1 protein-coding gene is annotated in these 25,723 nt (G+C 43.4%); it reads left to right on the top strand.

Going from position 1 to position 25,723, the window contains the following annotated elements; translation table 11 throughout:
* Positions 1-386 precede the first annotated feature (386 nt).
* On the top strand, positions 387-25,718 hold the full coding sequence (locus tag GM920_RS14540; protein ID WP_182958684.1) for a choice-of-anchor Q domain-containing protein: 25,332 nt from the start codon (positions 387-389) through the stop codon (positions 25,716-25,718).
* The last annotated feature ends 5 nt before the right edge of the window (positions 25,719-25,723 follow it).

The raw sequence follows: 25,723 nt of genomic DNA, 5'->3' as shown, positions 1-25,723 counted from the left end.
TGAAGATATTGGTCATTTTTTTTATCCCCTTCGTTTTTCTCAAAAATCCAGATACCAGCGCTTGGTGGTGGTTTGAAATTCAAATTATTAAGAGCTGTTCGAACTTCAGTTAACTTATTCTAACTTATTGATTTAGCTATCCAATTTTTTACTAAGACTGGCGGTAATTTTATTGTGAAGCAAACTTTATTTTATAGCTTTGCTACTGGGTTGATTTTGTTATTTAAACCATCAATAAATCAATATTCATTTGGTCATTTTTATGAGTGATTTCTTAAAAATGCCATTTAACAAAATTTTCTTTCTTTGGTGGAAAGCGAACAAAACATATTGCCCTATACATACTGAATCTTAATTTTTTCAAGAAGAAATCCCTTCATCAAATTATGCGTACCTCCCTTTTTAAGGCCATTGCTTTTTCTGTTTTTTTCTTTTCTGCTCTCCAAATTTCCGCTCAAACTAAAATTTATGTAAACGCCACTGCAACGGGATCAAATACCGGTGCAGATTGGAGCAATGCTTATACAGATTTGCTCAATGCCATTACCAAGTCTGTTGCCGGAAATGAAATCTGGGTGGCTAAAGGGACTTACAGCCCAGGTGCAACGGCAGCGTCCACATTTACGCTAAAATCAGGCGTTAAAATGTATGGAGGTTTCGCGGGAACAGAAACGCTATTGACGCAGCGCGTTGCCGATGCAAATGGCTTGTATACTGTCAATCAAAGTATTTTGACAGGTAGCAATGTCAACAATCACGTGGTGACCAATCTCGTTAATGTCCCTAAAGAAACAGTTTTAGATGGATTTACCATTAGTGGAGGACGCACAGTAAATGCGAACAATTCAGCTGCAGTGGCGAATAGGGCTGCAGGAATTTATAACAATGCTGGTTCTGCAACTTTTCAAAACCTCTGGATTAAGGACAATATCGCCAGTCATTATGGCGCTGGATTTTTTAATGCAGGTCCAGCTACTTTGATCAATCTTGTACTGGAAAATAATAGTTTTTACAACGGGACATTTGCTTTTAGTTATGGAGGCGGAATGTATAATTCGGGAGCAGTGACGCTTAGCCGCGTTTCATTTATCAATAATACTGGCGCAAGCTCCGGAGGGGGCTTGTATAATACGGCGTCAGTAACCCTGGAGGATAATGTATTTAAAAATAATAGTTCTGTTTCCTACGGGGGAGGATTAAGCAGTACCGGTCTCCTGAATTTAGACCGGGTAAGCTTTATCCAAAACATAACCGGTTTGCAAGGAGGAGCCATTGCCTCAGCGGCTGGGATGACGGTTCGCAATTCTATTTTTAGTAGGAATAAGGTAACCGGAACGACTGCAAGTAACATTGGAGGCGCGATATATGGTACTACTACAGCGATGAACATCTTCAACTGTAGCTTCAGCAATAACAGTATTGGCTATACTGTGGCCGATAATAATACTTACGGTGGCGCTTTAAATACTACTATTGCATCCAACGTGTACAATAGTATTTTCTGGGGAAATAAAAGAGGAAACAATGTGGATGATCAGATTGCTGGGGTTAAGATCACCATGGAAAATAGTCTGGTTCAGAATAATTACATCTATGGCCTAAACAATATGATTGGGAATCCTGATTTTGTTAATGCAGACTTAGATGATCTTAGGTTGAAAAATGGGTCTATAGCCATTGATGCCGGAGACAATTCTAAACAAAATGGAACAATAGATCTGGTTGGAAATGCAAGATTAGTTGGCGCAAACATCGACCTGGGCGCATTAGAAAGCCCCTCAGGAATGACGGCCACATTAGACATTCTTCCAGCTACCATTAGTGTTCAGCAACGCGGACTGCCTTATAGCCAGTCGCTCAGCATAAAAGGAGGTACTGCTACCAATTGGCAAGTGACCTTTGGCGCATTGCCCCCAGGAATCAGCTTAAATACCCAAAGTGGTCAGCTGACGGGTGTTCCAACCGTTGCTGGAAATTATTCAGTCGTGATCAAAGCGTCCAGCGGAAGTTTGACCGGAAGCAAGCAATATAATTATTCCATCAATCCGGGGGCAACTAGATTATATGTTAACCTGGCAGCAATAGGTGCAAACAATGGTATTGATTGGACAAACGGTTATACCAAGTTACAAACCGCACTGGCTATTGCTAAAGATGGGGACGAAATCTGGGTAGCAAAAGGCAAGTATAGCCCGTTTTTACATGCAGATTCTGCCTTTTCTATGGTTTCAGGGGTTAAAATGTATGGTGGCTTTGCAGGTAATGAGACAATTTTGACTCAGCGACAAGCGGATGTATCTGGGAAGTTCACAGCCAATGAGACCATTCTAAGTGGTAACGGCATCAATAAACACGTGGTATATAACATCGCAGTTCTCTCTCTAAATACCTTAATGGACGGGTTTACCATTTCAGAAGGGTATGCAAATGGAACTTCAACAAGTGGACATGGAGCAGGGATATATAATGGACCTTCGGTAGGGAATGCGATATTCAACAACCTGATCATTAAAAATAACAAAGCCAATATCTTTGGTGGAGGGGTGTATAATGCGGCTACCGGATTAAAACTAAACAATGTTCTTTTTGAAAGTAATGAAGTAATTAGTGGAACCAGATTTGGTGGTGGACTGTACAATACCGCGGCTAATGCCAGTTTAAATCAGGTCGTTTTCCGGAATAATAAAGCATTGAATGGTGGCGGTATTCACAATACCGCATCAGGCACAAAAGTAACGCTAACGGAAAGTACTTTCGAAGGAAATATCAGTGATGGAATAGGTGGAGGAATTACCAATGTCGGGGAGCTTAGCCTAACCGATGCAGTCTTTAAAAATAATACTGCGAAAACTTATGGTGGTGGGTTCTACAGTTCGATAATTGGAAACCTGGATCGGGTGTCCTTTTTGGACAATATAGCCGAACAAAGAGGTGGTGGTGTTTATTCTTTTGGGACCATTACCCTGAGAAATGTAATCCTCAGTAAAAATAGTGTAACCGGTGTCGTAGCGGGTTACAATGGTGGAGGTATGTATGTAGAAAGTGGAACAGCAAACATTCAGAACAGTACATTTAGCAACAATACCATAGCCTCAACTGCTTCCCTGGGAACTTTTGTTGGAGGTGGTTTATGGGCTGGCTCAACTGCGGTAAATATTCACAACAGTATTTTTTGGGGCAATAAAAGGGCTGGCGATGTTGAGGACCAGATTGGCGGAAGCATACTTAAGGATATGGCCAATAACATTGTCCAGAATAATTATAGCTCAGGCACAAACAACTTGATTGGTAATCCTGATTTCGAAAACCCTGATCAACATGACTTGAGGTTAAAAAACGGGTCTATTGCCATTGATATGGGTAATAATTTAAAGGTTTTTACGGATAGCGACTATGCTGGAAATACCAGGATTATAAATGGAACAGTCGATATCGGCGCATTGGAAAATCCTCTGGGTTTAGCGGGCTCGTTAACGATCATGCCTACAGAGATAACCGCACAGATTCGTGGAGCTAATTTTGCCCAGGATCTGACGCTTAGCGGCGGTTCTGGCGTTCAGGACTGGTTCTTGCTAACGGGTAGTTTACCTTATGGACTTAGTCTGAATCCGAAAACAGGGAGGTTAACGGGTATCCCAACGGTTGCTGGTACTTATGTTTTTGTTGTTCGTGTACTGCAGGGAAATAAAGTGGGCACACGTCAATATACGGTTGTCATTAATGCAGGACCAACAAGACTGCATGTCAATGCATCGGCAACCGGAGACAATAATGGGATCGATTGGCGCAATGGCTTTAACAATCTACAGAATGCATTATCCATCGCACAAGATGGAGATGAAATCTGGGTAGCAAAAGGGAAATATAGCCCGTTTTTACATGCTGATTCTACCTTTTCTATGGTTTCAGGAGTTAAAATGTATGGTGGCTTTGCCGGTACTGAGACGGTTTTGACTCAGCGACAAGCGGATGTATCTGGGAAGTTCAGGGCCAATGAGACCATTCTAAGTGGTAACGGCATCAATAAACACGTGGTATATAACATCGCAGCTCTCTCTCTAAACACCTTAATGGACGGATTTACCATTTCAGAAGGGTATGCAAATGGAACTTCAACAAGTGGACATGGAGCAGGGATATATAATGGACCTTCCGTAGGGAATGCGATATTCAACAACCTGATCATTAAAAATAACAAAGCCAATATCTTTGGTGGGGGGATGTATAATGCGGCTATTGGATTAAAACTAAGTAATGTTCTTTTTGAAAGTAATGAAGTAATTAATGGAAGCCGATTTGGCGGTGGACTGTACAATATAGGGCCTAATGCCAGTTTAAATCAGGTCGTTTTCCGGAATAATAAAGCATTGAATGGGGGCGGTATTCACAATACCGTATCAGGGGTAAAAGTAACGCTAACGGAAAGTACTTTCGAAGGAAATATCAGTGATGGATTAGGTGGAGGAATTACCAATGTCGGGGAGCTTAGCTTAACCGATGTTGTCTTTAAAAATAATATTGCGAAAACTTATGGTGGAGGTTTTTACAGTACGATCATTGGAAACCTGGATCGGGTGTCCTTTTTGGACAATATAGCCGAACAAAGAGGTGGTGGTATTTATTCTTTTGGGACGATTACCCTGAGAAATGTAATCCTCAGTAAAAATAGTGTAACCGGTGTCGTAGCGGGTTATAATGGTGGAGGGATGTATGTTGAAAGTGGTACGGCAAATATTCAGAACACTACATTTAGCAACAATACCATAGCCTCAACGGCTTCCCCAGGAACTTTTGTTGGAGGTGGTTTATGGGCTGGCTCAACTGCAGTAAATATTTACAACAGTATTTTCTGGGGCAATAAACGTGGCGCTAATGTAGAAGATCAGATTGGTGGTTCAGTGCTTAAAAATATGTCGAACAACCTGGTTCAGAACAATTACAGTTCTGGTACCAATAACCTGATCGGTAATCCTGATTTTGAGAATCCTGAACAACATGACCTGCGTTTAAAAAATGGATCTGTTGCTATTGATGCGGGAGACAATCAACAAGTTTTTACAGCAACAGATCTTGCTGGGAAGACCAGGATTGTCAATGGAAAGGTTGACCTCGGCGCAGTGGAAAATCCATTGGGTATGTCTGCTTCTTTAATGATCCTTCCGGAGTCCTTAACACCGCTAACTCGTGGGGCAGTGACTGAATTAACATTTAGTCTGAGCAATAGACCGGCTCCGGCAACCTGGTCAGTATTTACCGGAGTACTACCATTAGGACTTACTTTAAATAGCCAGACGGGAATTATTACCGGGATTCCAATAATTGCTGGAAGTTACACTTTTGTGCTTCGCGCCTTGCAAGGAAGCTTGGTAGGAACCAGACAATATACAGTGGTTGTAAATCCTGGAGCAGCGCGCTTACATGTTAATATCGCTGCTAAAGGTATTAACAATGGGGTGGATTGGAACAACGGATTTGTTAAGCTGCAAAGTGCTTTGACCTTGGCAAAAGACGGCGATGAGATCTGGGTGGCTAAAGGGAAATACATTCCTGTAGCGGAGCTGGATTCTGCATTTTATATGGTTTCTGGTGTAAAGATGTACGGCGGATTTGCAGGTACAGAAACGAATTTAAGTCAGCGTGTAGCAGAGACCAATGGCAGGTTTACTGCCAATGAAACGATATTAAGCGGGAATGATTATAACCGCCATGTCATCACCAATGCTACAGTTTTAGGACTGGAAACATTACTGGATGGTTTTACTATTGCTGATGGAAATTCGAACCATTCCGGTGGAGGTATTAACCACTTGGCTGCTGCGGTAAATGGTACTTTTAAAAACCTGATCATCAAAAATAATAAAAGCTATCATTATGGGGCTGGCTTATTAAATCAGGCCATAGCAGTAAAAATAGACAATGTCCTTTTTGAAGCCAATGTGCTTATCGGTGGGAATCGTTATGGCGCTGCGCTCCATAATACTGGGAACAATCTAATAATTAATAAGGCGGTTTTCAGAGGCAATCAGGCAGTACAAGGTGGAGGGATTTACAACACTGCAACGGGTGTTTCCATTAATAATTCGGTATTTGAAAGCAATCTGGCAACTAGTATAGGTGGGGCCTTGGTGAATAATTCTGTGGGCATGACCATCAGTAACTCAGAATTCAATAAAAACCGATCAGACGCGCATTCCGGTGCAATATATAACGCGGGTAACCTGATTATAACCGATGTTGTTTTCAGGGAAAATGCAGCTTTAACTTATGGTGGAGCAATAAACAATGTCAATATCATCGATCTGGACAGGGTGTCTTTCCTGGGCAATACCGCGGTACAAAATGGGGGTGCTTATTATAGTACAGTCACAAGTAACCTGAACAATGTGGTGTTTAGCCGCAATAAGGTAACAGGTCCAACCTATAATGGTGGAGCTGTATATTTTCAAAGTGGTACTTTAAACATCAGCAATGCAACCTTTAGCAATAACAGTGTTGCAGTTGCAACCCTGAATGCTGGCGGGGCTATGTTCAGAAATGCTGGAACGGCAAAAGTTTATAACAGTATTTTCTGGGGTAATACCAGGGGTGCCGGCATTTCAGATCAAGTGAATGCAGGTGTTACGATCATGAGTAGTACGGTGGAAGATGGCTATTCTGCAGGAACAGCGGTTCTGGTTGGGGATCCCTTATTTACAAATGCAGCAACAGACGACTTGAGTTTGAAAAGCGGATCTCTGGCCATTGATAAAGGAAATAATAGTTATTCTACAACAACAAAAGACATTGAAGGAAATCCTCGATTTTACAATACCATCGTAGATCAAGGTGCTTATGAAAATCAAGGTGGTGCTTCTTTAAAAATTACCCCAGCATCTCTTGCTGTCATGACACGTGGAGAGGAGCAGAACGTTCAACTGCAAGCTAGCGGTGGCAGCGCTGCCTATACCTGGAGCTTATTATCAGGAGACCTTCCAACCGGACTTTTCCTATCTCCGCAAGGGAAGATCTTTGGTCGTCCGATGATTTCTGTAATTGGTGGTTATACATTTGTTGTTGCGGTTACTGATGGAACGCTGATTGGATCTAAACAATATACAATAGAAGTGCAACAAGCGGCAACGCGAATCTATGTGCGTGAAGCAGCAACTGGAGCAAAGAATGGGGTTGACTGGAATCATGCCATCACTGATTTACAGCTCGCCTTGGCTCAGGCCGGAACAGGTGATGAAATTTGGGTGGCCAAAGGAAACTACCTTCCAGGAACGGATGTCAGTTCAACTTTTACCTTGAAGGAAGGTGTTAAGATGTACGGTGGATTTGCCGGGACAGAGGATGCATTATCGCAACGTGTAGCAGATGTAAATACTTTGTATGGAACTCATGAATCGATCTTAAACGGAAACGGGAAAAGTTATCACGTAGTGACCAATACATTGGCATTAACTGCTGCAACAGTATTGGACGGATTTAGTATTAGTGGAGGAAGAACGGCAGTAGGAAGCACTTCTATCGGTTACAGTGCCGCAGGGATTTATAATAATGCTGGAACGGTAGTCTTCAGAAACCTTTGGGTGAAGAATAACAACGCTTATTATGTTGGCGCCGGGATTTATAACAACGGTCCGGCAACATTCGAAAATATCCGGATGGAAAAAAACATCGTGTCTGGAGGAGTCGGATATGGTGGTGGATTCTATAACCTGAATGCCCAGGCTAATTTTAGAAAACTGACTTTTATTGAAAATGAAGGTGTTCTTGGTGGCGGGATGTACAATTACCTTGGAGAGGCCAGATTAGAGGATGTACAGTTTATCCGCAATAAGGCCAGTTCAGGTGGTGGTGCAGGTTTGTACCATAGAACAGGACTGCTAACCATCAGAAAAGGAAATTTTGAAGGTAATATTTCAGGGGCAACCGGTGGTGGAATTTTAAATGCGGGGGTCATAGATGGAGAAGATCTAACGTTTAAGGGCAATACTACCAGTACTACTGGTGCTGGAGTACACAATACCGGTACCTTTACGCTGAATCGGGGTTCTTTTATTGCTAATATCAGCGCACAATATGGTGCCGGAATTTACAATACTTCAATCATCAGGTTGGACAATGTCATCTTTAGTAGAAATAGTGCAACCAATCCAAATACCACTGGATATGGTGCCGGAATATATCATGCTTCAGGAACCTCTACGCTTTCCAATACTTCATTTAGCAACAATACTACCGCATATACTCATGCAACAACAGCAACTGGTGCAGGATTTTTCAAGGCTGCATCAGGAACGGCAGCGATTTACAACAGTATTTTCTGGGGCAATAAACGAGGCGGAAATGTGGCTGATCAGGTAACAGGTACAGGCTTAACCATCGCCAGCTCAATCGTAGAAGGAGGTTTTGTTACAGGCACCAATATCTCCATCGGAAACCCATCGTTTACAGATGCTGCAAATGATAACTTAAGGGTTAAAGCGGGCTCCGCAGCGATTGATGCCGGAGACAATGCTGCAACAGGGACGTCCAGAGATTTGGACCTCAACGAAAGGCTGGTGAATGGTCAGGTAGATATGGGTGCTTATGAAAACCAAGGCGGATCAAGCCTGAGTATCATCCCAGCAACGCTGACTGCGGGAACCAGAGGTGTCATCTTAAACCAACAGTTTACGGCAACCGGTGGCGAAGGGAAATTAAGCTGGACGGTATCTTCAGGAGCTTTGCCTCCAGGACTTTCCTTAAGTTCCGGAGGATGGTTAACGGGGAGGGCGATGTTTGCAGGCAGCTATACCTTTGTCCTTGCGGTAACAGATGGCCAGTTTATCGGCAGCAAACAATACACTTACATCATCAATGCCGCTAGTACTCATTTATTCACCAACGAAAAAGCAACAGGTAGAAAAGACGGTAGCGATTGGGAAAATGGATTTACAGACCTACAGTTGGCCATTACTCAGGCAACTGCAGGAGATGAAATCTGGGTGGCTAAAGGGAACTATAGTCCGGGCTTACTTGCCACCTCAACTTTCAATTTAAAAGAGGGTTTGAAAATATACGGAGGCTTCGCCGGAACAGAAGCAAATTTAGCATCACGTAAAATAGCAGAGGTTAATACCACTCATCAAAGTATCCTGGACGGTAGTCAGGGAGTAGCCAGTTACCATGTTGTATTCAATAGTGTTGCCTTAAGTAATGCTACTCTATTGGACGGATTTACCATCAGCGGGGGTAGAACACTGACCTCCAATAGCAGCTCTCTGGGCGCAAATTATTATGGGGCTGGGATCTATACGAGTCTTGGAAACCCGGTCTTCAACAACCTCATCATTACTGGTAACAATGCCGTTTACGGTGGGGGTATGATGGTTCTCGGGGGAACGGCTACGATCACAAATACTAAATTTATCGCGAATACGACTACCGGAAGTTATGGTAGAGCAGCCGGTTTATACATCAATTCCGGAACAACAGTAAATATGGACAGTGTCACTTTTGAAAGCAATGTGGTAGCAACGGGTAGTAACACCTATGCTGGTGCGGTGATAAATTATGGACTTTCAAATATTAGCCATACTGTTTTCAAAAATAATAGGGTAGAAGGAACTGCTTATGCCCAAGGGGGTGCGTTTTACCATGCTGCGGGAGGGACCTCAAAAATATCAAATACGACCTTTATTGAAAATACTGCTTTTAGCGGAGGAGCTGCTTACCTGAGCTCAGGAGTCGTTGAGCTTAAAGACGTTACCTTTATTGGAAATAAATCTGCAAGTATTGGTGGAGCCATAAATAGCATCGGTACTCCAGTATTGGATCGCGTTTCTTTTATTGCGAATGAATCGGTACAACATGGGGGTGCCTTTTATTCTGGAGGAACGGCAAAGCTGGACAACGTAATCTTTAGCAGGAATAAGGTAACCTCTACGGGTGCCTTTTATGGCGGAGGGATGTTTGCTGCTGGCAATGCCAGCTTAATCAACGTGACCTTTAGTAACAACAGTATTGCGAGAGCTGCTGCAGCTGGTGGAGGATTATTCCGCAGTAGCGGAACGGTAGCGATTTACAATAGCATTTTCTGGGGGAATACTTATGGTGCAAACTTGCCGGATCAAATTTCTGGTGTGGTGACAATTGACCAGAGTATTGTACAGGGTAATTATTCAGGAGGTACAAATATTGTGATTGGGAATCCTCTATTTGTGAACGCTGAGCAGGATAACCTTCGACTAAAAGGAGGCTCCCCAGCAATAGACATGGGGAATAATGCTAAAATATCTACCACTAAAGATCTGGATGGTAATCCGCGTTTAGTGAATGAAACGGTAGATATGGGTGCTTATGAGAATCAAGGCACAGCAAGTCTGATTATTGCGCCAACGAGTTTAACGACTTATAATCGCGGAGATCTATTTGAAGTTCCATTAACCGTAACCGGTACCATAAATCCATTAACCTGGAAAGTTACTTCAGGAAACCTACCATCGGGGGTTGTGCTTAAACCTAATGGCGAATTCTCTGGCAGACCAATGGTTGCCGGCACCTATATTTTTGTGATTGGGGTAACCGACGGTGAATTGGTTGGGAGTAAGCAATACACTTTACTTGTGAATCCTGCCAGCACAATTTTATATGCTAATGTGGCCGCTGCTACTGGTAACAATGACGGTAGCAGTTGGGAGCATGGATTTACAGATCTAAAGAACGCCTGGAACAAGTCCATTGCTGGAGATCAGATCTGGGTGGCAAAAGGGAATTATAGCCCGGGACCATTAGCTACAGACTGGTTTACCATGAAAGAAAATGTAAAAGTTTATGGAGGTTTCGCCGGAACAGAAAAAACACTTGAAGCACGATCAACCGATAAAATCCACAACGAAAACCAGACTGTTTTAGATGGTAGCCAGGGAGTGGCCAGCAGACACGTTGTATTTAACAACCTGGCCTTAACCAACGCGACGGTATTAGATGGATTTACGGTTAGTGGCGGACAAGCACTATCCGCTGGGGATACAGATAACCATCGAGGTGGGGGTATTTACAACTACGCATCGGTAAAAGCAATATTCAATAATCTTCAAATTCTAAATAACAAAGCAGATCGCGGAGCGGGAATTTACAATCAAGGTCCCGCAGTATTTACACGACTGCTTTTACAAAATAATGAGGCCTATGCTTATGGTGGTGGGATGTACAACTTAAATGTTGGAATCACCCTAAGTAATGCCACTTTCAAGCAAAATACCGCTAGACTTTACGCCGGTGGATTGGCGCATAATGGAGGTGTATTGAACCTCTTCAACAGCTCATTTTTCAATAATACTGCCGGCCAACAAGCAGGTGGTATGTATCACCTCGGAGGAACAGCGAACCTGGAAAACGTGGTGTTCAGCAGAAACGCGGTAACCACAGCAGGTAATTATTATGGTGGCGGTTTATTCGTTGCGTCAGCTGCAACATTGAACAACGTGACCTTTAGTGGCAATAAGATTGCCTTCACAAATGCAGCTACTGTTGGTGGCGCCGGCTTATTTCGTAGTGCAGGGGTCGTCAATGTCAACAACAGTATTTTCTGGGGCAATAAACGAGGTAATGATATTCCGGATCAACTCAATCCTGGCTCGGTATTGTACCAATCATTAGTGGAAGGAGGATATGCAACAGGAACAAACGTACTGATTGGTGATCCTTTATTCCAACAGGCAGAGGCAGATAACCTACAGCTAAAGGGCGGTTCTCCAGGGATTGATGCCGGGGACAATGCAAAAAATAACAGTACTACAGACCTATTAGGAAATGCTAGGGTAATCAATGATCAGATCGACCTTGGTGCTTATGAAAATCAAGGGGGATCAGGGTTGAAAATCTTACCAGCTTCTCTTAGCCCTTTCTTAAGGGGGGTAAATCCAGCGATTCAAATGACCGCTACAGGTGGCTCAGGAAACTACACTTGGGTGATCCAATCGGGAAGTTTGCCGGTAGGATTAATTTTAACACCTGAAGGCCTCATTACTGGAATGCCTACCTTAATCGGTAGCTATACTTTCGTCGCTGCGGCAACAGATGGTCAGCTGATTGGAAGCAAGCAATACACAGTTACCGTAACGGGTGGTGCTGCGCGTTTATATGTAAGTCAGGGTGCAACCGGCGGAAACAATGGGAGCAATTGGGCAAACGCATTTACCGATTTGCAACCTGCATTAGCGCAATCTTCAGCGGGTGATGAAATCTGGGTAGCCAAAGGAAGTTACAGTGCCGGAGCGACTACAACTTCTTACTTCATCTTAAAAGAAGGGCTGAAAATGTATGGTGGTTTTGCAGGAACTGAAGCTTTATTGACAGATAGAGACAGCATCGCGGTTAGAGGTATCAATGAGACGATTCTTGATGGAAGTAAGGGTGTGGCCAGTTACCATGTGGTGTACAATACCGCAGCTTTAACGGAAGCAACAGTATTAGATGGCTTTAGTATTCAGGGAGGAAAATCAGCAACCACCTATTCCACTTCTACCAATGCCAATTATTATGGCGGTGGGATTTACAATACCGCAGGATCAGTGACCTTCCGGAACCTTTGGATTAAAAATAACATTGCCACTTATGGGGCAGGGTTATTCCATCAGGGGACCGCAAGTTATACCAATATCACCTTCAGCAACAATGAATCGAAAGGATATTACGCGAGGGGATCTGCGGTTTACAATGGCGGCGGATTTAAGCTTCAGAATGGAGTTTTTGAAAACAATAAGATCACAGAATCGACCAGTTATACCGGATATGGTGCTGGGATTTTTAATGCGGGAACTTTAGAGCTGAATGCAGTTAAATTTATCAACAACACCATTAACAGCGGACAAGGAGGGGCAATTTACTCGAGTTCTTCTGCCATTATAAAAATTAAGGAAGCGGAATTTACCGGGAATAAGTCGACCACAGGAGGGGCTTTATTTATTGCAAACGGAACACTTGACCTAAGCTTGGGAAATTTTAAAGACAATGCAGCTACAGGAACAGGCGGAGCGATATATACTGCTGGCAGTATGGGATTAAACCGGATTACATTTATTGGCAACACCGCGGTTCAGCATGGAGCAGCCATCTGGTCGAGTGGAACCCTAAAAGTTGACAACAGTATTTTCAGCAGAAATAAAGTGACTTCTACTTCCGGATATTTTGGAGGTGCCATCTATATTGGTTCAGGAACGACAAACCTGGTCAATGTAAGTTTCAGCGGCAATAGCATCAACTATGTCAATCCAAGTGCAACCTTAAGTTACGGAGGCGCGTTATACCGCAGCTCGGGAACAGTAAACGTTCATAACAGTATCTTCTGGAACAATAAGCGAGGAAATAATGTTGCAGATCAATTGAATGCAGGGATCGTAATCGGTAGTTCTATTGTTCAAAATAATTATGCGACAGGTACAGACATTAAGATTGGAGATCCAATGTTTGAAGACGCTTTATCCGATAACCTAAAGCTCAAAGGAGGTTCTTTGGCTATCAATGTTGGAGAGAATAACTGGCAAAGTTTTGATCTGGATCTGGCGGGAAACCCACGATTGGTTAATGAGGTGATAGATTTGGGTGCTTACGAGCATGATGGTGCCGGACAACTGATGATCAGTCCGGGATTAATTCCAGAGCTCAGCAGAGGGACCTATCTGGATCTTCAATTTACGCCAACCGGAACGACATTGCCGGTTACCTGGAGCTTTCAGGGAGGGAAATTACCCACCGGATTAGTGTTCTTGCCAGATGGTAAATTAAGAGGAACACCAACCTTAGTCGGCAGCTATACCTTCGTGATCGGGGCCACAGATGGAACAATCGCAGGAAATAAACAATACACCGTAAACGTAAAAGAAGGATCAGTTCGGTTATTTGTACATCAGACCGCAACCGGAGATAACAACGGAAGCAATTGGGAGCATGCCTTTACAGATCTGCAAGTAGCAATGGCCCAGGTTAAAGCAGGGGATGAAATCTGGGTAGGAAAAGGAACTTATTCCCCAGGCTTATTAACCAGCAGCTATTTCACGCTAAAAGAAGGAGTGAAAATGTATGGTGGTTTTGCAGGAACAGAAACCTTGCTCACCGCAAGGACACTAAATGAGATCTCCACCGTCAATGAAACTATTCTTGATGGTAGCAAAGGGGTAGCGAGTTACCACGTCGTTTACAATACCGCAGCCTTAACTTCAGCAACAGTGTTGGATGGTTTCAGTATCCAGGGTGGAAATGCCGCGACCACCTATTCTTCTTCTTCCAATGCCAACTATTATGGAGGCGGGATTTACAATACAGCTGGAACGGCCATCTTCCGAAACCTATGGATTAAGAACAATGTAGCCACTTATGGCGCCGGATTGTACCATGCCGGAGATGCCGAATACAGTAATATTAGATTTACAGGAAATACGGCAAAAGGTTCTTATGCACGTGGAGCAGCAGTGTACAATACAAGAGGCTTTGCGCTAACGAAAGGTAGCTTTGAAGACAATAAAATCGCGGAATCTGCCAGTTATACTGGCTACGGAGCCGCGATTTTTAATACCGGTTTACTGGAACTGGAGGAGGTTAAATTTGTAAACAATACAATTGCCAATGGACAGGGAGGTGCGATTTATAGCAACTCTGGGGCAGGCATAAAGCTCAATAAATCGGAGTTTACAGCGAACAAAGCAACGACCGGTGGAGCCTTGTTTATCGCGAATGGCTACCCGGAAATCACAGATGCTGTTTTCCAAGGCAATGCAAGTACAGGTATGGGTGGTGCAATTTATGCCGCCGGAACACCAGTGCTAAATCGCGTTTCATTTATTGAAAATACCGCGGGCCAACACGGTGGAGCCATTTGGTCCAATGGAAGCCTAAGAATAGACAACAGTATATTTAGTCGAAATAAGGTAAGCGCAACAGCCGGTTATTTTGGTGGGGCAATGTATGTCAACTCTGGAGAAGCTTTAATCAATAACGTCACTTTTAGCAACAACAGCATTAATTACATCAATGCCAGTGCCACCTTAAGTTACGGTGGTGCCTTGTACCGCAGTTCTGGTGTGGTTACGCTTCATAATAGTATTCTTTGGGGTAATAAACGAGGAAACAATGTCATGGACCAGCTCAATGCAGGTATTGTTGCGGGGAGTACTTTAATCCAAAACAGCTATGCTACGGGAGAAGACATCAAGTTTGGAGACCCGATGTTTGAAAACGCAGCAGGGGATAATTTGAAACTAAAAGGAGGATCTCTAGCAATTGATGCCGGGAAAAATAGCTGGCAGGGATTTGATAAAGATCTTGCCGGAAATCCGCGTGTGATTAACGATCTGATTGACCTGGGTGCTTATGAAAACGAAGGCGGAGAAAGTTTAATCCTGAATCCTGTAACGATTGCTCCTTTAAAAAGAGGTGCTTATGCAGAAATCCAACTGACGGCAAAAGGAACAATGTTACCGGTTACCTGGTCTCTACAGGGAGGTAAACTGCCAACTGGATTGGTATTCCTGGCGGACGGAACCTTACGAGGTACGCCAACAGTAGTGGGAAGTTATACTTTCGTGATTGGTGCTACAGATGGCACGATGGGTGGAAACAGACAGTATACGGTCAACATATTGAACGGTTCAGGTAGGTTGTTTGTACACCAGTCGGCAACCGGAGATAACAATGGAAGTAACTGGCCAAATGCCTTTAATGATTTACAAGTTGCCTTGGGACAAACTTCTGCAGGTGATGAAATCTGGGTGGCTAAAGGGACTTACAGTCCGGGCTTGCTGATTAGTTCTTACTTCACTTTAAAAGAGGGAGTGAAGATCTATGGTGGTTTTGCAGGAACAGAAACCTTACTAACCGATAGAGACAGTACAGCCGTTCGTGGCGCCAATGAAACCATCCTGGATGGTGGTCAGGGCAAGCCGAGTTATCACGTGGTTTACAATGCCGCTGCTTTAACAAATGCAACGGTACTGGATGGTTTTTCTATTCAAGGAGGAAATGCAGGAACCAGCTATAACGGTTACTATTACAATGGTAATTATTATGGCGCAGGGATTTACAATTCAGCCGGTGCTGCAGTTTTCAATCATCTATGGATTAAGAATAACATCGCCAGTTATGGTGCAGGGATTTACCATAGTGGCAATGCCGCTTACAGCAACATCATCTTTAGCAATAACCGGACAACCGGACAATATGCAAGAGGATCTGCGGTATACAATGCTGGTGGCTTTAAGCTTAAAGGAGGTGTTTTTGAAAACAATAAGATCATTGAATCGGCCAGTTATCCGGGCTACGGATCGGCCTTGTTCAATGCAGGGCTGGCAGAGCTGACGGATGTCCGGTTCGAGAACAATACAATCACCAACGGACAAGGAGGCGCGATTTATAGCAATTCCGGAGCAGCTTTAACGATAACCAATGCCAGTTTTACCGCCAATAAATCCACTACCGGAGGGGCAGTTTTTATCGCCAATGGTACACCAGTATTTACGAATGTGTCCTTTAAAGATAACATCGCTACCGGAAGTGGAGGGGCAATTTATGCCAGCGGAACATTAACTTTAAACAGAACCTCATTTACCAATAACACCGCTGCGTTACACGGTGGGGCAATTTGGTCGAACAGTGTGTTTAAACTTGACAACAGTACTTTCAGTAGGAATAGCGTGACCTCAACTGCTGCTAATTACGGAGGTGCAATCTATATTTACTCCGGAACGGCAGTTTTAACGAACAATACTTTTAGCAATAACAGCATTAATTATTTCAAAGCAGGAACGGTTAATTACGGAGGAGCCATTTATAGAAATGCTGGAACAGTCACACTAAATAACAGTGTGCTTTGGGGCAATACAAGAGGCTCTGCTACGCCAGATCAGCTCAACCTGAATATCAAAGCAAACAATTCCTTGATTCAAGGAGGATATGCAGTTGGGGGAGCAAATATCATTGATGCGGAACCGATGTTTGTAAATGCAGCAACAGATAATCTAGCCCTTACCGGATGTTCGCCAGCATTGAATACCGGAGAGAATAACCTCATCCTTGCTGGAACCAAAGACCTTTTAGGAGCGGATAGGATTAAGTCGGAATGGGTAGATATGGGTGCATTAGAATACCAACAGGAGGTGATTGAAGTAAAACCTGCTGCAATGCCTCAGGGGAACCGCGGGCAAGCTGTTAGTGTCCAATTACAAGGCATATCCGGAGCTGGAGGGACCACAGGCAACTACAGTTACGAGGTGATTTCAGGAAAACTTCCAGACGGACTTTCGATGACGCCAACAGGTTTGATTAGTGGTAATCCTATCGTGATCGGCAAATATACTTTTGTGGTCAAAGCTACGGATGGTAACCTCTGCGGCTACCGGATGTACAACATGGAAATTGTAGCAGGAACAGGGGTAGTTCGCATCCTGGTAAATCAGGCCGCAGTTGCTGGACATAACAATGGAAGTACTTGGGAAAATGCTTACCTCGATCTGCAAAACGCATTGAAAGTAGCTATTGCAGGAGATGAAATCTGGGTGGCGAAAGGGACCTATAGTCCGGGGCCACTCATCACCTCTACCTTCCAAATGAAAGAAGGTGTTAAATTATACGGTGGTTTTGCCGCCACAGAAAACTTGCTATCTGAAAGAGATAGCCTAAACACAAGAACACTAAATCAAACTATTTTAGACGGTAAAAACATCAACAGACACGTCGTTTTCAATAATAAAGTCCTGACTAAAGCAACGGTTTTGGATGGTTTTACAATCACAGCCGGCCGCTCAGTTATAGGAAATAGTGGAGGTGAGCCTTACATTGGTGCGGGTATTTATAACGCTTCAGGGGCAATGATCTTTAACGACCTCTGGATTAAAAATAACAACTCCAGTAATTATGGTGGTGGTATGTATAATACTGCAGCATCAGTATTAACAAAGATCACTTTTGAAAATAATACAGTCAGCACAGGAAGCTACTCTTTTGGTGGTGGACTCTACAATTCCGGAGCAGTTAAAATGAATCGCGTGGAATTCCTGAACAATAGTGCAAACTCCGGTGGAGGATTGTACCATGTAACAGCTGCATTGAATATGACAAGCGTTGTTTTTAAAGAGAACAAGGCAACGTTAACCGGAGGTGGTTTTTATGCTTACACTGGTAACATCATGATGGACGGGGCTAAGTTTATCGGGAACACTTCGGTACAGCATGGCGCAGGTTTATATCAGTATGTTTCTGTGTTAACGCTGAATAATGCCGTGTTCAGCAGAAATAAAGTGACCGGTACAGGGGCTTATTTTGGGGCTGGTATGTATCAGTACACCTCAACATCCAACCTCAATAACGTTACTTTTAGTAACAACAGTATCGCTTATGTGAATGCTGCACTGACCAAATATGGGGGTGGTATTTATCGCAATGCAGGAACACTAAATTTAAAAAACAGCATTCTTTGGGGCAATACAAGAGGTAATAATGTAGCGGATGAGCTGAACCTGAATGTAACGGTGAGTAATGCCCTGATCCGGGGTGGATACCTTACCGGGAAAACAGTGATTGATGCGAATCCGATGTTCAACCTCAGCAATCCAGACGACCTTTCCTTATCGGATTGTTCCCCAGCCATCAATATGGGTGATAATGTGTTTGCTGCGGGAATAACAAAAGACATTAGCGGAAAAACCAGGATCATGGCAGATGCCGTAGATCTGGGTGCTTATGAAAATCAGCAGAGCAGAATTATGGTAGGCCCTGCGGCATTGCCGGAAGGTATCCGCGGACAACGTTACAATCAACAGATGAGCGCAACCGGTGGTAATGGCACTTATACCTATGCCATCAGTTATGGTAAGTTGCCGGACGGATTGCTGATGAATACTTCAGGTGCCATCACCGGTCGTCCGATCAATAGCGGAGTTTACACGTTTAATGTAACGGCAAATGATGGGACACTTTGTGGGAATAGGTTGTATACGGTTGATGTGAGAGCAGGTGTCGGTGGTGTGCGGATTTATGTGAATCAAGCAGCTACCGGAATGAACAATGGTGCCGACTGGACCAATGGTTTCCTTGACCTTCAAAAAGGGATGAGTTCTGCCTTGGCAGGAGATACGGTCTGGGTCGCGAAAGGAAAATATAGCCCCGGACCAAAAGTAACAGACTACTATACCCTTAAAGAAAATGTAAAGCTCTTTGGTGGTTTCGCAGGAACAGAAAATGAACTTGCAGACCGGAATCCAGAAACCATTGCGACTACAAATGAGACGATTTTAAGCGGAGAAAATAGAAGTTACCATGTCCTTTATAACCGCGTTGCCTTAACAAACGCAACCATCGTGGATGGATTTAGTATTGTTGGAGGGAAGACTGCAGTAGGTTCTAACTCCAGTAGCGAGGTATATTATGGTGCCGGTATTTACAATGCTTTAGGTAAGATCATCTTCAGAAACCTTTGGGTTAAAGACAATGTGGCCTATAATTATGGGGGTGGTATTTTCAATAGCGGCGCTGCTGAATTTACCAATATCACCCTGGAAAATAACACGGCTAGTATAGGTGGTTATGCTTATGGTGGTGGGATATATAACTCGGCCGCAGCGATTTTTAAGGACGTTAAGTTTATCAAAAATAAAGCGAGCTATGGTGCAGGACTATTCAACATCAGTTCCGCAATCACCATGGATAAAGTGGATTTCAAAGACAATGCTGCGGCCATTTCCGGAGGTGCATTGTACAATTCTACGAACGGAAAACCAACCATCACCAATGCTAGATTTATTGGAAATACGGCAGTACAACATGGTGGGGCAGTGTACCAATATTCGGGAACTTTAGACATCCGAAATGCGGTGTTCAGCAGGAACAGGGTGACCAGTACTGGCGGTTATTATGGTGGTGCTTTGTACCATTATAATGGGGTCACTAACCTGATCAATAACTCCATGGCCAATAACAGCATCGCTTATGCGAACACTTCTGCTGCCAATCAATACGGCGGTGCAGTATATCGTTATACAGGAACGCTGAATATTTACAATACCATTTTATGGGGTAACAAACGTGGAAATAAAGTAGCAGACCAGCTGACAACAGGAATTGTTGTGGCCAATAGCACCATTGAAAATGGCTATAAAACCGGTACGCTAATTCTTACGAAAGACCCACAGTTCAACAATCCTGAAGGAGATGAATTGTCGCTTTCCCCATGCTCTCCTTCCATCAATATGGGGGATAACAGTAAGGTAAGCGGGCTAGGTCTGGATCTTGCTGGAGCAGTCAGGATTCAACACAATACGGTAGATATCGGGGCTTACGAGTTCCAGGGACTATATCTTGAAAATGCAGCGCAACAACTTCCGGATGCAGATCAATGGAGTCCATATACGCAGCAGGTTACTTTGGCTACTGCAGGGAATTATACGTTTACCTTGTCTCAAGGCTTGTTACCGGATGGTATGACGTTAAGTCCGGCAGGACTAATTTCCGGGGAAGCAACGGAATCTGGTGAATACGAATTTACACTTGCAGTTGCCGGAGATAATGTGTGCGGGTCCCTAAAAATCAAGTTGAAGGTGAATCCAAGAGAACCTTATATCATCGAGGTCTTGAAGCCTTATCCGCTACCAGTTAAGATTGATACCGGAACGCCATTCGACCAGTTAACCTTGGTATCGCAGGTGGAGGTGGTAATGAGTGATCAGAGCCATGCGAAATTCCCGGTGATCTGGCTACCTGGAGATTACAACGGGAATGTCGAAGGGTTGTATACGTTGATCGGAAATATTAAAGTACCTAAACCGGAGATGAATAGGAACAACCTGACGGCGACCGCAAAAGTAGCCGTTTTAGATCCTGTTTATCCTTATATCATTGCGCTGGAAGAACTGCCTCCGGTATATGTTTTGTCGGGCACACTGTTCTCAGAAGTTCTGCCGCTATTACCAAAACAGGTTAGGGTAACTTACGATGACCGCATCACTACAGATATGCTAACCTTAATCTGGAAACAAGGTGGATATGACTTGAAATCGGGAGTATATCGACTTTATGCAGATTTGGTATTGAAAGAAGAGCATGCCAATCCAGCCGGATTTGAAGCCAGTGTTGATGTGTATGCACAACATGACATCATCGCTGTAGAGCCCTTAGCAGACATTACTGTGCCTTTAAATACGCCAGCAGCAAATCTGCCATTGCAGTCATCGATTAGGGTAACTTACCATGATCAGACTACGGGCTTCCTGAGCGTGATTTGGGATAAATCTATTTACACCCCAAATAAAGGAGATGAATATGATTTAAAAGGTGATTTACAGTTGAAACCACTGATTTCAAATAGCAAACGCTTGTTTGGAGAACAGAAGGTGATTATCCGTAAAAACATTGTTTCTGTACTTCCGGTTGCTCCGGCAAGTACGCCATATGGCACTTTGTTTGACGATGTGGAACTCCCACAAACGATCAAAGCTAAGTTTGACGATGGAACAACAGACACAGTAGGCGTAGAATGGAAACCAGGAAAATACAATGCCATGGTATCCGCAGACTATAATTTATCAGGGAAATTACTGCACAATGCAAGTATCGATAACAGTAGCAACCTGGAAGCAAAGATGGTCTTAACCGTCCTTCCAAAACCTAAAGACATCGTTTCTATCAGTAAACCAGATTCAGTACATGTATCTTTTGGTACGAAGATCAATGCGATTGAAGCCTTGAAGCTTGCAGTGCCTGTTACTTATGATGATGGTAGTACTGGGAGTTTAAATATGACTTGGGACACGGAAGATTATGACCCATTAAAGCCAGATGTGTATACTTTTGATGGTGACCCGATCTTGATTCCTGGAGTCGCAAACAAAGATCTCCGTCGCACAACCATTACTGTTGTTCTGGGTAAAAGAGAAATCGTTTCGGTAACCAATCCTACTTTAATTAATGTAAAATATGGTACAGAAACAGATGAGATTGGTTTGCCAGATGAGGTAAATGTGACTTATAATGACCTGTCAAAAGGAACAGAGGGCGTCCTTTGGAGTTCAACTACGTACAACCGTTTACAGGAAGGTAGTTATACTTTTAAAGGAGAAATCGTGATTAACGATCAGATTGAAAACCCAAATCTGCACTATGCAGAGGTGATTGTGAAGGTGGGTCCAAAGCCTTTAAAGGTCGTAACTGCAGTAGCTGATTCCCTAAACATTCCTTATGGAACAGCCTTCAGTGCAGCGAAGTTATTGTTCCCGAAAAAGACCACGGTAACCTATGACAATGGAAGTCAGGGCAGCTTAAATGTGACTTGGTTAGAAGGAGACTATTTAGCTGATGAACCGGGCGCTTTCCACCTTGTTGGGGAACTGGAAACACCAGATGGATTCGTGAATCCAGATAGTGTAAAAGCAGATTTAAAAGTGATTATTGGAAAACGCATCATCAAATCTTACCTGACTCCTGATCCATTAACGGTGTTTTTTGGAACAGATGCAGCGGCCTTAATTTTACCTGATGCTTTAATGACAACGCTTGAAGATGGCGGAATGCAAGACCTTGGTGTGACCTGGGATTTAACAAACTATAAAGGAAACCTGGAAGGGAAATATTCAATTAACGGTGTGTTTATCCTGCCGGATGATATTGAAAACTCCAAAGGAATTCTCCCTAAAATAGAAATCAATGTATTGCCTAGAGCCAAAGAAATTGTCTCTTTAGGGGCAGATACCATGAAGGTGGTTTATGGTACAAAACAGATAAACCTGTCTTTCCCGACGAACCGCAAGGCGAAATTGGATGATGGAACAGTGCTGGATATTCCAGTGATGAACCCATCATTTGAAAGTCTGGATTATGATGAAACAACTTCTGGAGTTTATCTTTTTGAAGGAGATTTGGTCTTGCCTCAAGGGGTACAAAACCCAAATAATTTACCTGCCCAGGTTTGGGTAAGCGTAGGAAGAAAAGCGATTGAGACGATTGCACCAGTGGCCGCACTAGAGGTGCCTTATAACACTGGGTTTGACGCGCTAACTTTACCGGAATCAGTGAAGGTGACGTACAATGACCAGTCGGAAGATTTATTGTCGATAGATTGGACAAAAGGGGATTACAATGAAAAGTTAGCAGGTACTTATATCCTTCCGGGAACGATGGTGATTCCAGCTGATATTGATAATCCTAAATCCCTGCAACCAACGATCAGTATAACTGTAGCAGAGAAAATCAGAACTCTGGTAAAGATTGCTTCAGATTCCTTAATGGTTGCTAATGGAACCGCATTAAACGCACTTGGCTTACCAGCCAAAGTATCGGGTGTATTTGATGATGGTTCTACAGAAATGTTAAGTATTCTGAATTGGGAAAATACAGATTACAACCCATTGGAAACAGGAGCATATGAATTCATCGGAACCCTGACTATGCCAGTGAATACAGAAAATCCAAATGATTTATCTGCCTTGCTGGAAGTTAAAGTAGCTCCAAGGTTTGTGATTTCTGTGGCAGCATTACCAGATATGACTGTGCCTCATGGGACTTTATTTACCAACCTGGCCCTACCTGCTATGGTCAATGTGACCTATAATAATCAGCAAGTGGAGCCCCTGTCTGTCCTATGGGAGCCAGGAACGTTCGATGGAAATACTGCCGGAAATTACCTGTTAAATGGGGTTCTGCTACCGGATAGCCCGGAAGAAAACAAGGATAATAAATCGGCAGGGATCAAGATAACTGTGCAGATTCCATTATTGCAGATCAATGCGGTGACGGTAAACACGCCAGTTCATTTTCCTTTAGGAACCAGCAAAGAAACGGTAATGAAACAGCTGGGTACTACATTGCCGGTAACTTATACCGTAGGTACAACAGGGATAGCAGGAGTAGATTGGCAATCGTTAGATTTCAGAGAAAACGAAGTGGGTAGCTTTAACTTTATCGGAATATTAGACCCCGCAGATGGCGCTTCAAATCCGACAGATCTAACGGCGAAAGTTGAAGTGATCATTGATCAGAAAAACATCATTTCAGTAGAAGAATCAACTGCATTGGTAGATGTGTATGGCAAGTTATTTAGCGCATTAGAATTGCCATTGGCGGTGAAGGTGACTTATGACGATCAGTCAACAGAAGAGTTACCGGTACTTTGGGAAGAAAGTGATTATCAAAGTAATTTGTTGCAACAACAAACGGTGACCGGAGTGGTACAGCTGACAAATGAGATTAGAAATACCTTAGATCTGAAAGCGAAAATCAAGATTACACTACAGAAGGATATTGACTCAGTGGCGGTAATTGCACCAATAACGGTGGCTTATGGTACACCATTCTCAGGATTGGGATTACCTGCTAAGGTACAAGTGACCTATAATGATGGTTCAACAGAAGACTTGACGGTAAGTTGGGATGCTGCAGCTTATGCCGCTGCGCCAATTGGCGACCTGCTCCTGGTTGGCGATTTAACATTGGCTCCAAATACCTTCAATACGATGTTAAAAACTGCATTAGCGACCATTCATATTCAGAAAGGGACACAGCTGATCAATTTCAGCGCCATTCCAAACAAGCAATATGGTGATGATGCTTTCCAGTTACAGGCAACGGCTTCTTCAGGTTTGCCGGTTACTTTTGAATTGTTAGATGGTCAGCTTGATCTGAATGGCAATCTGGCAACCATAGAAGGGGCAGGAGCGGTAGTGATTAGGGCGGTTCAGGCAGGAAATGCCTTTTATGAAAAAGCGGAGGCAGAACAAAGGTTTGTCATCAGCAAGGCTCTACTGACTGTTCATGGGGATACTTTGAAACGCTTCTTCGCACATGAAAACCCATCATTTACTTATCAAATGAAAGGCTTTAAATATGGAGAAACAGAGTCGAGCGTACGGGCCTCGGCCAAGCTTCAAGGGGAACCAGAGCTTAGCACAACGGCTACTTTGGCAAGTTTACCAGGGGCATATCCAGTGTTGCTGAGCATTGGCACTTTACAAGCAGACAATTACGATTTTGCTTTTGTGAATGGATCATTAGAGATTTCCAGATCTTATCATACAGTCACTTGGGAAAGCAATGGCGGAACTGTGGTCGCAGCGCAGGTGGTAGAAGATCAGACTTTGATTACGCCAGCGGTCAGCACGAAGGATGGAGCTGTTTTTTATGCCTGGTATAGTGACCAGAATATGGAAACTGTTTTTAATTTTGGCCTCCCAATCACAGAAAGCGTGACGCTTTATGCAGATTGGAAATTGAATCCATTGCCAAGTTCCGGTGGGATCAGCATGAAGGTGGTGGCAGATTATATGCTTGCCATCGGTGAACTAAATGATACGGAGAGAAAAGCACCGTTTTCATTGGCAGGATTAAATGCGAAAAGTCACCTGGAGGATAAGCAGCCTCCCTTTAAATTGACGGAATGGTACGGTTATGCACCAGTCAAAAAGCCAATGTTAAAGACGGTTGCTGTGGTTTCGAAAAGTACAACTGAAGTGATCACGGGCATGGCTTTAACAGCGGATGGCGGATCGGAAATTATTGAATCTGGAATCTGCTGGAGTACGGTGCCAAACCCGACACTGGCAGATGCTAAAGTACTTGCGGGTGCGGATGCATCAGTAATCAATCTCGAAGGCTTGAGCACAGGAATTCCATATTATGTGAAGGCTTATGCGATAAATAAATCAGGATTGGCTTACGGAAATGAAGTGGCTTTCCTAATAAATGAAAAAGGTTTAATAGAAATTGTAAAGAAATAAAGGAT

It is taken from the genome of Pedobacter gandavensis (assembly GCF_014172405.1).
In the GTDB taxonomy this organism is placed as follows: domain Bacteria; phylum Bacteroidota; class Bacteroidia; order Sphingobacteriales; family Sphingobacteriaceae; genus Pedobacter; species Pedobacter gandavensis.
The sequence above is the reverse complement of the archived record's forward strand: the minus strand, read 5'-3'. Positions and strand labels throughout refer to the sequence as shown.